Origin of the sequence: Rhizobium cerradonense (assembly GCF_030182455.1) — a bacterium.
Classification (GTDB): Bacteria; Pseudomonadota; Alphaproteobacteria; order Rhizobiales; family Rhizobiaceae; genus Rhizobium.
Genome location: NZ_JAQJCK010000011.1, coordinates 37802 through 53569 on the forward strand (window position 1 = coordinate 37802; position 15768 = coordinate 53569).

14 protein-coding genes and 2 pseudogenes are annotated in these 15768 nt (G+C 58.8%); 12 read left to right on the forward strand and 4 right to left on the reverse strand.

Annotated features, from left to right (window positions below; genetic code table 11):
• Positions 1–336: 336 nt before the first annotated feature.
• On the reverse strand, positions 337–1104 hold the full coding sequence (locus PH547_RS22465; protein WP_004130089.1) for an SDR family oxidoreductase: 768 nt from the start codon (positions 1102–1104) through the stop codon (positions 337–339).
• A gap of 129 nt (positions 1105–1233) precedes the next feature.
• On the opposite strand from PH547_RS22465, the gene PH547_RS22470 reads away from it, so the two are divergent.
• The 12 genes and pseudogenes from PH547_RS22470 to PH547_RS22525 all read left to right on the forward strand — a co-directional run bounded on the left by PH547_RS22470 (position 1234) and on the right by PH547_RS22525 (position 12298).
• Positions 1234–1743 (forward strand): flavin reductase family protein, encoded by a 510-nt coding sequence (locus PH547_RS22470; protein WP_004130091.1) that lies wholly within the window; start codon positions 1234–1236, stop codon positions 1741–1743.
• A gap of 89 nt (positions 1744–1832) precedes the next feature.
• A complete protein-coding gene (locus PH547_RS22475; RefSeq protein WP_018328914.1) occupies positions 1833–2234 on the forward strand; it encodes a carboxymuconolactone decarboxylase family protein in 402 nt (133 codons plus the stop codon).
• 55 nt (positions 2235–2289) lie between these two features.
• On the forward strand, positions 2290–3414 hold the full coding sequence (locus tag PH547_RS22480) for an LLM class flavin-dependent oxidoreductase (protein WP_004130096.1): 1125 nt from the start codon (positions 2290–2292) through the stop codon (positions 3412–3414).
• 128 nt (positions 3415–3542) lie between these two features.
• Positions 3543–4712 carry an ABC transporter substrate-binding protein gene (locus PH547_RS22485; protein ID WP_004130098.1) on the forward strand — a complete coding sequence of 390 codons (1170 nt, stop codon included), beginning with the start codon at positions 3543–3545 and terminating at the stop codon, positions 4710–4712.
• A 43-nt stretch (positions 4713–4755) separates the two neighbouring features.
• Positions 4756–6006, forward strand: coding sequence for an LL-diaminopimelate aminotransferase (locus tag PH547_RS22490; RefSeq protein WP_240535564.1), 1251 nt, complete (start codon positions 4756–4758; stop codon positions 6004–6006).
• A gap of 2 nt (positions 6007–6008) precedes the next feature.
• Positions 6009–6407, forward strand: coding sequence for a GFA family protein (locus PH547_RS22495; protein ID WP_037156033.1), 399 nt, complete (start codon positions 6009–6011; stop codon positions 6405–6407).
• A gap of 509 nt (positions 6408–6916) precedes the next feature.
• Complete coding sequence (locus tag PH547_RS22500; RefSeq protein ID WP_004130104.1) at positions 6917–8476, forward strand: sugar ABC transporter ATP-binding protein; 1560 nt, start codon at positions 6917–6919, stop codon at positions 8474–8476.
• Positions 8476–9444: an ABC transporter permease gene (locus PH547_RS22505; protein ID WP_004130106.1), complete on the forward strand. Its 969-nt coding sequence runs from the start codon at positions 8476–8478 to the stop codon at positions 9442–9444. The genes PH547_RS22500 and PH547_RS22505 overlap by 1 nt, the downstream gene beginning before the upstream one ends.
• A 12-nt stretch (positions 9445–9456) precedes the next feature.
• On the forward strand, positions 9457–10470 hold the full coding sequence (locus tag PH547_RS22510) for an ABC transporter permease (RefSeq protein ID WP_004130109.1): 1014 nt from the start codon (positions 9457–9459) through the stop codon (positions 10468–10470).
• 16 nt (positions 10471–10486) lie between these two features.
• A complete protein-coding gene (locus PH547_RS22515; RefSeq protein ID WP_004130112.1) occupies positions 10487–10996 on the forward strand; it encodes an NADPH-dependent FMN reductase in 510 nt (169 codons plus the stop codon).
• 15 nt (positions 10997–11011) lie between these two features.
• Positions 11012–11611, forward strand: a pseudogene (ribB, locus tag PH547_RS22520) (3,4-dihydroxy-2-butanone-4-phosphate synthase); the annotation flags it as partial.
• A 219-nt stretch (positions 11612–11830) separates the two neighbouring features.
• Positions 11831–12298, forward strand: a pseudogene (locus PH547_RS22525) (hypothetical protein).
• Positions 12299–12999: 701 nt separating this feature from the next.
• On the opposite strand, the gene PH547_RS22530 reads toward PH547_RS22525, so the two are convergent.
• The 3 genes from PH547_RS22530 to PH547_RS22540 all read right to left on the reverse strand — a co-directional run bounded on the left by PH547_RS22530 (position 13000) and on the right by PH547_RS22540 (position 15761).
• Positions 13000–14262, reverse strand: coding sequence for an NAD(P)/FAD-dependent oxidoreductase (locus PH547_RS22530; RefSeq protein ID WP_004129653.1), 1263 nt, complete (start codon positions 14260–14262; stop codon positions 13000–13002).
• Between the two features lie 75 nt (positions 14263–14337).
• A complete protein-coding gene (locus PH547_RS22535) occupies positions 14338–14649 on the reverse strand; it encodes a putative quinol monooxygenase (protein ID WP_037155958.1) in 312 nt (103 codons plus the stop codon).
• 11 nt (positions 14650–14660) lie between these two features.
• A complete protein-coding gene (locus tag PH547_RS22540) occupies positions 14661–15761 on the reverse strand; it encodes an NAD(P)-dependent alcohol dehydrogenase (RefSeq protein WP_004129660.1) in 1101 nt (366 codons plus the stop codon).
• Positions 15762–15768: the final 7 nt, after the last annotated feature.

The window sequence follows — 15768 nt, forward strand, 5'->3', positions numbered from 1 at the left end:
GCGATCGCATGCGAAAGCGGGCGGGCGCATACCGAGGCTTTGCAATTGGCGTCCCGGCGATGACACGGCCGGCATCGCAGGCGGCATCCCTCACGCGCTCCCGAGAAGTTCCGGTGTGGATTGAGAAAATTCCCGCGATATCTGGGGGAAGGATCAGGCGCGGCGATGCGCCTATAAAGCGCCGTAGCGACGTCTCATCGCAGGGTCTTGATCACGCAGCTTTGCGCGTGATCTCTATCTTTTCCCACTGCGGGTCTCTGTGTTTCCGACACGTAGTACCACAGCAAAAATGCCTCCCGTGGTCAAGAAGGAGGCACCCGCCAGCACCTATGTGCTTCAGCGCACCAAGTGGTTACCGATCGACGATCCTCCGTCGACTGTGAGAATGCTTCCGGTCGCAAACCGCGAGCGGTCCGAAGCGAGAAAGAGCATCGCCTCGGCGATCTCTTCCGGGTTGCCCATCCGGTGCAAGGCTGCACGGGCGTTGAAGTCTTCCCGCAAGGCTTGTGGGTCCGCCGCTTCCGCAAAAATCTTGGTGAAATAGGGCGAGTCGATCGTCCCGGGGGCGACAGCGTTGACGCGGATCCCGTCTTTTGCGTGGTCCAGTGCCATGGCTCTCGTGAGTGCCGAGATCGCGCCTTTCGACGCCACGTAGGCCGTGCGGTTGGCGATGGCTGACACGGCGGTGTATGAGGTCGTGTTAATAATCGATCCGTTGCCCTGTTCCGCCATAATCGGAACCACGTATTTCGAGCAGAGGAAGATCCCCTTCACGTTCACCGCCATGATCCGGTCCCAGTCGGATTCGGCGATGGTGGTGACGTTTCCCGTCATTCCGAACCCCGCGTTGTTGACGAGAACGTCAATACGCCCCCATTTTTCCTTAACTGACCTGACCAACGCCTCGACTTCGGCGGAGGAAGACACATCGGCTTTTAATGCGATCGCATCCGTCCCAATTTCTCGGGCGACGTCTCGTGCTGCATCGATGTTGACGTCGACGACGCCAACCTTAGCGCCCTGGCGCGCAAACAGTTCAGCTGTTGCGCGCCCGATCCCGCTGCCAGCCCCGGTCACCACACAGACTTTCGATTCTAGATCCATAATCGTCTCCTCTTTCATTGCCCAAGAAAACATTTTCGCAGACAATCTGTCAATGACCAACAAAACGTGTTGACAGATTGTCTGCCAATCTGCTTATCTTAGGTCACGAATGACTTGGGGGAGGTAACGATGGCTGGTGCTGAAATAGCAGCGCAAGCGGCGTTCAAGACTGCTTTACGCCGGTTCACATCAACAATTTGCCTGATCACGACGGAATGGGAAGGTGCCCGTTACGGCATGGCTGCAACCGCCGTCCAGTCAGTGACGGCTGACCCTCCGACCCTCCTGGTTTGCATCAACCAATCGGCTTCGATCAGCGGCCCGCTCAAGCTGGCGGGGAAATTCGCAGTGAACATGCTGCATCTTAGTCATGCGCCTTTGGTTCCGCTGTTCAGTGGAAAACTGAAGGGAGAGGAGAGGTTCGCTCACGGTGAGTGGATCGGGGCTGGCGGAGTTCCCGTCCTCGGCGACGCCCAGGCCGCATTCGTTTGCAGCCTCAACTCCGCAGTCTCCGTTGGCACCCATGACGTCGTTCTCGGGGAAGTCATCGAGGCCCGGTTTATCGAGAGTATTGCCCCGCTCCTCTACGAGGACGGGAAATTGGTTAGATCGGCAGCGCTGATCGATGCTGCCGCCTGAAACGTTTGGCCGAGCATTCGGCCTATGACATCCACCAAATGCCTTTCGGCCGATAATGAGGAGTTTGATCCGTGACTATTGCCACCGATATGAAATCGCAAGTGAATGGGCGTCCCGTCAGTGAACGGTTCGAAAAGGGTCTGCAGACCCGTCGGGAGGTTCTCGGCGGTGCATATGTGGACGCTTCGGTAAACAAGGCGACCGAGTTCAACTGGCCGATGCAGGAGCTTGTCACCGAGTATTGCTGGAACGAGATCTGGAACAGGCCCGGCCTGGACCGCCGTTCGCGCAGCCTTCTCAATCTTGGCATGATTTCCGCCCTTAACCGCCCCCACGAGTTGAAGCTGCACGTTCGCGGCGCGATCAATAACGGCCTCAGCAAGGACGAGCTTCGCGAAGTTTTCCTTCAGGTCGCGATCTATTGCGGCGTGCCCGCGGCGATCGACAGCTTCCGCGTCGCGCAGGAAGTCTTCGAGGACATGGGTATCTAATCGGTGCCCGGCTTTCGGGCCGGGAACAGACTAACTCTGTGGAGGAGACTTCAATATGACGACCAGCGATGATTTCCGCGCCGCCGGAAACCCGATGTTTAACGGCAACAAGCTGAAGCTTGGCGTATTCGGAACGAATTGTTCCAGCGCTTGCGCCATCACCACCGCGGAATCAACGTTCGAACCGACCTTCGAACACAATGTCGAAATTGCCAAAAAGCTTGAAGCGGCCGGCTGGGAATGCATGGTGCCGATCGCCCGATGGCGCGGTTTCGGCGGGCCGACGAACTTCAACGGCGTGAACATGGACACGTTCACGTGGGCCGCGGCCCTGGCTGCCGTGACCACGAAGCTGCAGTTTTTTTCGACGACGCATATCCCCACCCTGAACCCGATCGTCGCGACGAAGATGGCGACGACGATCGACAATATTTCGAAGGGCCGATACGGCCTGAACCTGGTGACGGGTTGGTTTACCCCGGAAATGGAGATGTTCGGCGTTCCGATGATGGAACACGACACCCGCTACGAATATGCCACGGAATGGATGGAAATCGTCGAATCTCTGTGGACGAAGAACGGCGTCACCTTTGACGGCCAGTTCCTCAAGGTGAAAGACGCGTTCAGCGAGCCGAAGCCCTATAACAAAGAGACGGGTCGCCCGGTCCTCATCTGCGCCGGTTCGTCGGGCAAGGGCCTGCACTTCACAGCCAAGTTCTGCGACTTCAACTTCGGCTTCATGCAGGACATGGAATCGGGCGCAGCGTGGGTGAAGAAGGTGAAGGAGCTGGCTCGCGAGGAATACAAGCGCGAACTCGGAACCTTCACCGCGTGCCCGGTCGTCGTTCGCGAGACCGAAAAGGAAGCCCGGGATTACTACGACTACTACGTGAACCAGAAGGGCGATTGGGAAGCCTGCGAAAACATCTGCGAGGTTCTTCAGGTTCAGTCGCAGAACCACTCGGCAGAGATGTACCAGAAGTTCAAGGAGCGCTTTATCGCTGGCTGGGGCGGCTACCCGATCGTCGGAACGCCGGAACAGGTCGCCGACAAGCTCGTCGGATTGAGCAACACGGGCGTCGACGGCGCGCTTCTCACAATGGTCGACTACAACGAAGAGCTGCCGTTCTTCAACGACCGCGTCATGCCTCTGTTGAAACAGGCTGGCCTCAGGAACTGACCGTTCCGCGGGCGGCGCAAGCCGCCCGCCACCAATCCGAAATCGAAACACTTTTCACCAATTCCGTGGCTCGACGCCAACGGCGTCAACTGCTGTAGCGGATGCACAGAGGGGAGGAGACCCTACACATGCTAAAGAAGGTTTACACCGCATTGAGCGTGATCACCGGGCTAGGCCTGATGACCACCGCCGCATTCGCGGACGGCTTAGACTCGCTACCACCGGACCAGAAAAAGCTTTACGAGCTCGTGGACCCGGCAATTCCCCTCGGTGGTACGCCGCTCAAGGATTTTGTGGCGAAGCGGCCGCCGCCATGGAAAATCGGCTACGCATCCACTTATGCAGGCAACACGTGGCGTGCCCAGATCCTCACTGAATTGAACGAGGTTCTGCTTCCGAAATACAAGGAGGCTGGACTGGTATCTGAGCTTGTCGTCACGCAGTCCGACCTGAAGGACGCGACGCAAATCCAGCAGATGCGCCAGATGGTCGACGACGGCGTCGATGCTATCATCATCTGCTGCTCGAACGTAACGGCCATCAACCAGACCATCGAATACGCGCACTCCAAGGGCGTTCCGGTGTTCTCGTTCTCGGGTTACGTGACATCGCCCTACGCGATCAATGCGACCGAAAACAACACCCAGGGCGGTTATACGGCCGCAAAATGGCTGGCGGAGGAAATCGGCGGCAAGGGCAACGTGCTGACGGTTTCGGGCATCCCGGGCTTCGCATCATCCGACAGCTTCAATGTCGGTGCCAAGAAGGCGTTCGACGAGTACAAGGACATCACCGTCGTGGGCGATGTCGCCGGCAAGTGGACCGATCAGGTCGCCCAGGTCGAAGTCCAGAAATTCCTCGCGACCAACCCTACCGAAATCGCTGGTATCCTCGTCCAGTCGGCCTCGGAAAACGGTGTCGTCAACGCGGTCCAGCAGTCCGGGCGCGACATGATGCCAATCGTCCTCGGCGGCGAGGCGTCGGCGGCGTGCTACTGGCGCAACAATCCCGACTTCATCAGCCAGAGCTTCCATTTCTGGCCGCCGCGGGCTGACGCCCGCCTGGTGTGGGACGTGATGATGAGGACGCTCCAAGGCCAGGGGCCGAAGATCCAGTCGATCCTGCGACCGGCTCTTCCCTACACGATCGACGATGTGAAGGAAGCAATTCCGGAAGATTGCGATCCGAACTCCACGGCGTGGATCGAGCCCAAGGGCGATGCATGGTGGCCCGCGGACGTAGCAGCACAGTACTTCGAGCGCCCGGAAGATCCGCTGGCCTGGCGGCCGAAGAAGTAATCGACGACCTCCCAAGTTGTCCCGCGACCTCCGCGCCGGCTTCATCCGTCGGCGCGGAGGACCCACGATAAGGAACCAGAAGTTGGAATTCCACAAGATACAGCGTTTGCCCCCTTACGTCTTCGACCAGGTGAACCGTCTCAAGTCCAGCGCGCGCGCGGCCGGAGTCGACATCATCGATCTTGGAATGGGCAATCCCGATCTTCCCACGCCAAGCTGGGTTGTGGACAAGCTATGCGAAGCGGTGCAGCATCCGCGCACGCACCGCTATTCGGCTTCCAAGGGCATTATCGGGCTTCGCCGCGCCAAGGCTGCGTATTACGCCCGCCGGTTTAATGTGAAGCTTGATCCGGATACCCAGGTTGTTGCGACGCTCGGGTCCAAGGAGGGGTTTGCGAACATGGCACAGGCCATAACCGCCCCCGGGGATGTCATTCTCTGTCCGAACCCTTCCTATCCGATTCATACGTTCGGATTTCTCATGGCAGGGGGCGTGATAAGGTCGGTACCGGTCGAGCCGGATGAGACCTTCTTCCAAGCTCTCGAAATGGCGGTGCGGCATTCGGTACCGAAGCCTCTGGCGCTCATCATAAGCTACCCGTCAAACCCCACCGCTCGCGTCGCGACGCTCGATTTCTATAAGGACGTCATCGCCTTCGCGAAGAAGCACGATCTCATCGTTCTGTCGGATATCGCCTACGCTGAAATCTACTTCGACGGTCCCCCGCCGCCGTCTGTTCTCGAAGTCCCCGGCGCGATCGACGTGGCCGTCGAATTCTCCTCGATGTCGAAGACATTCTCGATGCCCGGTTGGCGCGTTGGGTTTGCGGTGGGTAACGAACGGCTCATCCGAGCGTTGACGCGCGTGAAATCGTACCTGGACTACGGAGCATTCACGCCGATACAGGTCGCCGCCGCTCATGCCCTAAACTCGGACGGGGAGGACGCCGCGCGGGCAAGAGACATCTACAGGACGCGCAGAGATACACTGGTGAAGACCTTTGCCGATGCCGGCTTCGACGTTCCAGTTCCTGCGGCCACGATGTTCGCATGGGCGAAGATACCCCCGCATTTCCGACACCTTGGCTCGCTGGAGTTTTCGAAACTCGTGCTCGAGAAGGCACAGGTCGCGATTTCGCCGGGTATCGGTTTCGGTGAGATGGGTGACGAATACGTACGGCTGGCTTTCGTGGAGAATGAAGACAGGATCCGGCAGGCCGCACGGAACTTGAAGCGGTGGCTTTCTGCAAGCGCGCGACAGCCACAACTGGATAAAGCGATGAAAGGATTTTGAAGATGCCGATCCTCGGATCTTGCCAATGTAAAGCGGTACAGTATGAAGTGTCGGAACTGGACGGCCCGATGTGGAACTGCTTCTGCCAGACGTGCAGAAAGTCCCATGCGGCCGATCATAACACTGCAGCCAAGGTGAAGAGTGATAACTTCAAGCTGATTTCCGGCGAGGACGTCCTTCACAGCTTTGAGTCGACCCCTGGAAAACTGAGGTGGTTCTGCTCACGGTGTGGTTCGCACGTTTATGCCGAACGGCCTGCCAACCCGGAGATGAAGGTGCTGCGGGCAGGCACTTTTGACACCGATCCTGGTTCGGTTCCTATGTCCAACGTCTGGCTGTCCCACGCCAGGCCGTGGCTTGCTCACGACCCCGCGAAGGAAAACTTCGAAGAGTTCCCGTGATCTCCACGGTTGCCCGCGCCAAGGGCCGATCGACCATGAGTTCGATCTGCCCGCTTCCCCAGCGGGGAAGGCTGGATGATCGAATGGCACTTGCCGCGTTCGACGCGCGGAGGTTGGGATGTTCCGTATGCCCCCAATCGAAACGGTTGCCTTCTTCGGATTACCGGACACCCTCAATAGTGCTTTGGTCCTGTCCTGATCGCGATGGCTGCCAGATCGCTTCAGATCGGGCGGAACTCCGCTTGAGAACCTCCGACCGACGTCAGGTGCGTGACAACATGCTTTTGGAACTTTGAGGGCGTCGAGCGACCAACCGGTTTCATCGAAGTCAACCCGACATCCCGATATGGGCATGGCGGCACTATTGACAGATTAGCAGACAATCTGTCATTCTATAGTTCACCGAGCGAGTTCTCGGAGCGTTCAAAGACGGCAGTCACAATTCGGCAAGAGGCCCGGGCATCGGATGTCCTGGCGCGATCTGCTGCTGCCTAAAGGGGAGGATGGGCATGACGAAAGACGTCGCCGTAAGCATGACGGCCGTTGCCAAATCGTTTGGCGAAACGAAGGCATTGAAGAAATGCGATTTTGCCGCCAAGGCAGGGGAGGTGCACGCGATCGTTGGCGAGAATGGCAGCGGCAAGAGCACCATGGCGAAGATCATGTCCGGCGTTATCGCTGCCGATGCAGGATCTGTCCTGATCCTTGGCAAGTCCATCACCTCGCCAGTCGATGCCAAAGGGGTTGGTCTCGCTACGATCTTCCAGGAAGTCCTTGTCGCCGATGAAGCGAGTGTCCTCGACAACCTTTTCGTAGGAAGCGAGGACCTGTTCTCGCTTCGGAAAGCCTCCAGGGAACGTGAAAGCGCTGCGCAAAGCCTCCTCGACCGCCTGGTGGGAAAGCCTGTCGATCTCCGGCAGAACGTCGGTGATCTTCCGCTCAGCATCAAGCAATGGATCGTTATCGCCCGGGCCGTTCTGAGGAAACCCAAGGTCTTGATCCTGGACGAGTCCTCGGCGGCACTCGATCTCGACGCGACCGTCCGCCTCCACGAAGAGATCGATCGACTCCGGTCCGAGGGGTGCGCGGTAATCATCGTTACGCACCGCATCGCCGAGCTCGTCCGGATCGCCGATCGGGCGACAATACTGAGAGACGGTTTCACTGTCGGTGTCCTTGAGAAATCCGAGATCACCGAGGCCAATCTCCTGCGCATGATGACCCCTCAAGACCGCCAGATTTCCGCCGCTGCTTCAACGTCTGCACCGGGCCTGCCGGGTGATCGCAAGGAAGCTCTTTCCGTCCATGGCGCGCGCCCCCAGGAGGCATCGCAACCGTTCGACTTCGTCCTTCCGCAGGGTTCTATCGTCGGCGTCGCGGGACTGGACGGCCAGGGCCAGGACGCCTTCGTGCGACTGGTCGCAAGGATCATCTCGCCCTTCGGAGGGGAGGTCCGGATCCTGAACAGGGAAAGCACCGGTCTCGTCAAAGTCAGCACGCTCGACGACGCCGCGAACAAGGGCATTGTGTACGTATCCGGAGACCGGAAGCGGGAAGGAATTTTCCCGCAGCAGAGCATTTTCGAGAACCTCGCCATCGGTATCTATCAGAAGAACCTGGGGCCGTTCGGTGTCATCAGGCGGAAAAAGCTGAAGCAGACGTTTGCCCGGGAGGTCGAGCGGCTCCGCGTCAAGATCGGCCACCCGGACAACCGGATTACGTCCCTTTCCGGTGGTAACCAGCAGAAGGTCCTGATCGGTCGCGCCTTCGCCAATGATCCCAGAGTGATCGTTCTTAACGACCCTGCTCGGGGCGTGGACCTCAACACCAAACGCGACCTGTATCGCGAGCTTCGGCTGTTTGCCGAAGGTGGCGGCTCGGTAATCTACCTTTCGAGCGAGATCGAGGAGTTTCTTGGTTTCGCCGATCGCGTCGATGTCTTTCACAAAGGGAGCATCCATCGCTCCCTCGACGGCCCCGACATCAACGAAGAAACCATTCTCGCTGCAATGTTCGGCCGCTCGGTTGCCGACACCATGGAATTCTCCAAAGAGAGAAAGGCACACTGATGTCGCAACGTTTTGGATTTCCTGCGCTCGACAGGTCGCTGACCGTACCGCTCGTTCTTTTCGGAGTGTTGCTCGTCGCTGCAGCCTTGCTGTCGCCGCGGCTGTTCACCGCAACCGGAATGGGCGGAGCAATCATCGTCGCAGCGCCTTTGATCCTCACAACGCTCGCCCTGACACCGATCGTGATGGCAGGACGCGGTTCGGTTGATCTTTCCGTTGGCCCATTGATGGGTTTCGTGAACGTCACCCTGATCGGCTGGCTCTCGGCAAGTGGTTACACGTCGCCACTCGCGGTGGTTTGCTGGGTGGTGGCAGTCGGCGCACTGTACCAGTTGCTGCAGGCGCTCATCATCATCTACGTCCGGGTCGCCCCCATCATCGTCACGCTTTCCAGCTTCCTCGTCCTTTCAGGCGTGAACCTCATGGTCATGTCAAGGCCCGGCGGCGTCGCGCCGGACTGGATGATGACGTGGGGAGCAGGAACCACGATCTTATCTCCGGTGCTGATTATCGTCCTGGCGGCGTTCGCTCTTTGGGCCGCTATGCGCCGGACCACCTTTTACTCCCACCTCCGCATGACAGGCGCCGACGAACGGATGGCCTACACGAGCGGAATGAAAGTCGACACCGTACGCATCTGCGCCCATCTCCTCGGCGGCGTCTTCGTTGGCCTTGCCGCGCTCAGCTATACGGCATTGATCTCTTCGGGCGATCCTACCCAGGGAAGCAGCTACACGCTCCAGGCAGTTACCGCCCTGGTGCTCGGTGGCGCAAACCTGGCTGGCGGGAGAGGGGGGGCTTTGGGGTCGACGCTTGGTGCGCTGAACATGTTCCTCATCTCGTACCTGCTTTCCGCCTTCAGCTTCGGAAGCGTGACAGGGTTCGTGACGCAAATGGCTTTCGGCCTGATCCTCGTGGCATCGCTCCTCGTCAACGTATTCATGACGGCCCGGCGCCCGGCTTTCTAGGGAGGACTTGTAATGACTTTACTCGCAACGGAACAGACGATGAGCCAAACAGGACGATCGGTAAAACTGCAGCGCAGCATCGTGATTGGCTTTGGTCTGCTTGCCGCACTTCTCGTGCTGGGTACGATCCTTGTTCCGGGGTTCATCTCGCCCCGTAACGCCCGTTCGATATTGCTGCTTGCCGCTTTCCTGGGGCTTGCATCGTTGGGACAGACGCTATGTGCCATGGTCGGCGCGCTTGATCTCTCCATTCCCTATGTCATCGGGGGAGCGAACATTCTCTTCCCAAGCCTGTTGGTCACCGGTATGCCTGCCTGGCTGGCCGTAATAGTGGTCGTTATCCTGGGAGCAGCAATCGGGGTCGCGAACGGCTTTTTGAGCTTCAGGCTGCAGGGCCAGGCTCTCATCATGTCCCTGGGGGTCGGCTTCGCATTTGTCGGTGCGGTACAGCTGTACACCTCCATCGGTTCCGACTACGGCGGCACGGTTTTCGCCCCCGTACCGAACTGGCTCCGGAATTTCGCCGCGTTCAACGGGAAGACCTTCGGGCTTTCCCTGCCGCCGGTGGTGCTGGTTTGGCTGCTCATAACGCTTGCGACCATCTGGGCTCTGTACAACACCTGGTTTGGCCGCTCCATCTACGCGGTGGGGGGCAGCAGGACTGCAGCGGCACGGCTTGGCATTTCCGAAACCAAGGTCTGGACCAGCATTCACGGTATCAGTGGAGCGATGTCGGCACTGACGGGCGTATTGCTGCTCGGGTTTTCCGGCGGCGGATTCGTTGGCGTCGGAGATCCATATCTCTTCACCACCGTTGCGGCCGTTGTGATCGGCGGCACCTCGTTGCTTGGAGGCGCAGGCGGATACGGGGCAACCGTTCTCGGCGTACTCGTATTGACGGTAATGACGTCCCTGCTGGTCGGGCTGGGCCTGAGTTTTGCCGCGCAACAGGCGATCGTGGGTCTGCTGATCGTGCCGATGGTGGCCGTCTACGCTCGTACCCCGCATATCCGCAACCAGATCTGATCGAAAGGCCGGCAAATTGAAGATTGTCGCGATAACTGGCAATGTCTCGCGCCCCTCGAAGACGCGGGCGCTCGGGGAATACGCACTCTCGAGCGTCTCGCCCGGTCACACACGGTATCTGTTTGACCTGGTCGATGTTCTCCCGGTGTTGGGAACCACCCTGTGGCGTTCGGAGGCTCCTGTTGGACTCGCGAACGTTCTTGACGCAATCCAGTCTTCAGATGTCCTCATCGTGGGCACGCCGGTCTTCAAGTCCTCGATGACCGGCCTTCTCAAGCATCTTTTCGACCTCTTCGAAATGACAGCCCTGCAGGGGAAACCCGTATTGATATTCGCAACGGGTAAAGCCGAAGCCCATGGTCAGCACGTCGAGGCTCACCTGCGCTCATTGATGGGCTTCTTCAAAGCCGAGGTTCGCGGTGACTTCATCTATGCGATGGACGGCGACTTTCCAGATTCGGCACCGACTGCGGAACTCCGGGAGCGGGTCGACCGCCAACTCGCTCGCACTCTGGGCCATGTCTAGTTCAAGGAGAAGACCATGAAATTTGCTCCCATCGAGAGCGCAGTTAAAGCAATCGCCGCCGGAGAGATGATCATCGTCGTGGACGACGAAGACCGGGAAAACGAAGGCGACATCCTGGTTGCCGCGGACAAGGTGACGAACGATCATGTTGCCTTCATGATGCGTTATGCGCGCGGCCTGATCTGCGTTCCGATGACCGGGGACCGGCTGGACGAACTGGATATCCCGCTCATGGTGGAGCGTAACTCGGATTCCATGCATACAGCGTTCACTGTCTCAGTGGACCTGATACAAGGCGTATCGACCGGCATTTCCGCAGAAGACCGCGCCAAGACCATCAGGGCGCTCGCTGACGCATCAACCGTGCCGGAGGACCTGTCCCGGCCGGGCCACATATTCCCCCTGCGGGCAAACCCGTCCGGTGTCCTCGGCCGCCCCGGCCATACGGAAGCCGCGGTGGATTTCGCGCGGCTGGCCGGGCTCGAGCCAGCGGGTGTCATCTGCGAAATCGCCAACGACGACGGCACTATGGCGCGTCTTCCCGAGCTCAGCGAATTCGCTGAGCGGCATGGCCTCCTCATGGTGACCATCGAAGCCCTGATCGAATATTGCCGCGAGATCGATAAAAGCGGCCTTTGTGCAGATCACGCAGCCAGGGAGGCGGCGATGGCCAATGTTTCGTATCTGACAAGCAGACTTTCCCCGTGCCCTCAGACGGAGAGCGAACTCCTGCGTTGGTGGCCTCCGATACACGCGAAGGAAAGCGCGTTTGAAGGTGCCCACGGGGAGCCTCGTGACGCTAACTGACCATGGTTAGCTGCGCGATGATCGGGCATAACAAACCGTGAGCCACTTTATCGTCGCCACTGCTTTCCTGCTGAATTATCGGCCCACGCGATGTCGCTTTAGTTCCGTTTCCCTTTTCAGTCTCCGGATGGTCGAGGATATGCTGGCCGCTCTTGGGATCATTGTCTCGCACCCTACGATCCGCCGGGCAGAGAAATTTGGTCGTTCGCCAACGACAAGCTTCAATCCTACAACACCGAACGAGACATCACGCCGGCTGTCGCGCATCGGCATCACAAGGGCTTGAACAATCGAGCGGAGAATTCGCACCAGCCAATCCGACGGCGACAGCGGATCAAGAAGCCTTGCAGGTCACAAGGACTCTTGCGGCGCTTCGTCTCCATCCATGACCCGATTGCTAGCATGTTCCACATCGCCCCAGCACCTCACCGCGAGCCATGTCGCGAACTGGGGGCAGCAGCGATGAACCTGTGGGCGCAAATCGCTTGCGCATGACTGACAAAATAGCCCCGCGTCATGGGCTCGACCCTTTGCCGTTGAGTTCACGATGCCCCGTCGAAACCACGGCGAGGGCTGGCCTCGCCAGTCAATTGCCCTGTCCATGCGTCACGGAATATGATGTTCCACCGAGAGGGACTCGCCAGGACGTTCAGTTCTCTATCAGGATTTATTCTTTTAAATCAATCTATTAACAAAAATCAGATAAGTTCTATTATGGAACAATCGCCCTCGGGCAATTCCAAATACCGTCAATGCGCTAAAATCGCTTTAAGTTCGGTCACAGCGAGCTATTTCGATCTTTCGAAAAGCGTCGTCAAGGGTCTCCACTCCGAGCAGCAACAAGGCATCGTTCAAGCAGCGCTCGATATCGTCTACTCTCCTGCCCTCTATTTGGGCAATCACAGCAATCGTCTTCCCTCGTGCCAGCCATCGCAAGGATGCCATCTGGAGAGGACAAAGGTTCCATGTTGTCATTGTCGAACTACCATCTCGTACTCGATCGAGGCGTTAGGAATTTAGTTGATACTCATAGACGGGAAGGCCAAAATTCGTTGCTTGAACTCAACTGACCACCGGCCAATCGGCTCTGGGTTGCGCTTCAGAGCGGTCATGATCGGCAGACGGGGCATTGACTTTGACCGCCGGCTGTACAAGCTGGGTTCTAAGCTGAAGAATATCGTTTGCAGCCCCTGCGGCTAGACCTCGTCCTTAAGCGTCTCCTTCTGGGTAATGAGGCGAGCAGAGTGGTGGCCGGAGGTAAATGCCCAAAGCCAGCTTAGCGCGACCGCCATACGGCTCCTTGTTCCGATCAAAAAGTAGATGTGGGCAAGGCCCCAGATCCACCAGGCGATGGTGCCCTTGAGCCTCAGCCTGCCGAAATCGATCACCGCGGAGCTTGGTCCTATGGTCGCAAGATTGCCAAGATGCCTGTACTTGAAGGCAGGCGGCGCTGAGCGCTGTTTGAGGCGGGCCTTGATCACTTGGGCGACGTATTTTCCCTGCTGCTTTGCGGCGGGCGCGATACCAGGAACCAGCATTCCCTCGCCGGTCTTAACGCTAGCGGTATCGCCGACAACGAAGATGTCCGGGTGTTCGAAGACCGTGAGGTCGGGCTGCACGATAGCACGCCCCGCTCGATCCGTCTCCGCCCCCACCCACACGGCGGCCTTGGATGCCTGCACGCCCGCCGCCCATATGACCGTGCGGCTCGGGACAAACTCGTCCCCAATCGATATGCCTTCCTCGGTGCAGTCGGTCACGGGCCTTCCCGTGCGAACCTCGACGCCCATCGACGCAAGGGATCGCTCGGCGTATTGCGATAACGCCAAATGAAAAACAGGCAGAATACGCGGCCCTGCCTCTACAAGAAGAATGCGCGCCGAAGTCGTATCGATGTTTCTGAATTCCTCGACAAGCGTCCTTCGAGCCAGTTCGGCGATGATCCCGGCCATTTCGACGCCTGTCGGCCCGGCGCCGATTATCGAGAAGGTCAGCAGCCCCGCCCGCGCTTGGGGATCGGTTTCCAGCTCCGCTTTTTCGAACGCCAGGAGAAGGCGACGGCGGATCGTGGTGGCGTCTTCCAACGCCTTCAGTCCGGGCGCGAAGGGCTCCCATTCATCCCGGCCGAAATACGCGTGACGGGCCCCCGTTGCGAGAACAAGGGTATCGTAGGGAATGGCATGGCCGCCCTTGAGCGAGACGAGCCGCTTCTCGACATCGACGCCCACGACCTCGCCAAGAAGCGTCGTGACATCTTTCCTTCCACGAAATACTGCGCGAATGGGCCAGGCAATCTCGGAGGTCGCCAGGACGGTCGTGGCGACCTGATAGAGCAGCGGCTGGAACAGGTGATGATTGCGTCTGTCGATGATCGTGATCGAGAGGTTTGGACATTTGAGATCCTTGGCCAATTGGAGGCCGGCGAAACCGCCTCCCACGATGACAACTCGATGCTCCATTTCGTCCTCCCGCGAGCCTTTGGAAAAAACCCGCCTCGGATCAAGCGCGTCTTTCGGTGTTGCACAATCGCAAGCTCAGTCGCTGATGCGACTGCTCACAATGATGGAAGGGGGGCTTTCCAGCAACGGAAGCAACGGTTCGAGAACACGCTTGACGTTCGGAGATTCTCCGTGACGCGCGGCTGCCTCCTCGTTTGCCCAACCATCGAGAATGAAGAACGTATTCGGCTCGTCGGAGCGCTGGTAGAGATTGTAGTAGAGGCAGCCCTCTTCCTCGCGGGCAGGGCCGACAAACTCCTGGAGCAGTGTGTTGACACGGTCCCGGTTACGCGTCGATGTTTTAAACTCAACAATGAGATGCTGTTCGTCGGACTTGCTCGATGGCATGTGGGAAGCTCCTAATTGAAGACGATGACGGGCTTGATCACGCGGCCAGCTTCGGCATCGGCGACGGCCTCGTTGATTTTCTCGAACGGATACTTTGTGATCAGCTTCTGGAACGGGAATAGGCCGGCCTGGTTCAGCTCGACCAGTTGGGGAATGAAGAGCTGGGGGATCTGGTCTCCGAGGATGGCACCCTGAATTTTCCGGTTGAAGACCATGAGGTCCAGCGGGATTGGAATATCCTTGCCGAGCGCGTCGAGCCCGAGGAGGACGACATGGCCCCCTGCCCGCGTGCATTTGATCGTATTCAGGATGACGGGAATGATACCCACGGCATCGATCGCAAAATCGGCACCGCCGCCCGTCAAGGCGTGGATCTGCTCCACGACGTCTGGGTCCCTGCCGTTGATAGCATGGGTCGCGCCCAACGTCTTGGCCATCGCCAAACGCTGCTCGTTCAGGTCGATGATGATGATCTTGCTGCACCGCCGGACCTTGGCGGCCATCACCGCAGCCATGCCCACTGCTCCGGCGCCGAACACGGCAATGGTTTGTCCGATCTCCGGCTTCATGGCGTTGATGACGGTACCTGCCCCCGTTGCCATGCCGCAACCGAGCGGGGCCGCATTCGTCAGGTCGAAATCCTTGGGAAGCTGCGCGGCGTTGTTCTCAGTCGCCAGGATGTGGGTCGCGAAGGATGACTGGCCGACAAAGTTGCTGCCGATGCCGACTTCATCACAAAGCAAGGCCTTTTTGCCGTTCGGACGAAGCCCCGTCAGATTGTACTGGGTGTAGTTCTGGCAGTTCATCGGGTGAGAGCGCCGGCAATCGCCGCAGAAGCCACATGAACTCTGGCTGAGCGCAACGTGGTCGCCCACTCTTAAACCCTGGACGTCCGCCCCGATGGCTTCGACGATGCCAACACCTTCATGTCCCGGTATGACCGGGGCGGGAGGCCCAAAAATCCCATCACGGAGCAACAGGTCCGTATGGCAGATGCCCGTCGCGACCGTTCGCACAAGAATTTCATTGCCTTCGGGATCCGCCAGCTCAAGTTCACGAAACTCCAGCGGAGCTTTCGGTTTTACGGCCACAGCCGCCGTTATCTTCACCATGCTTTTC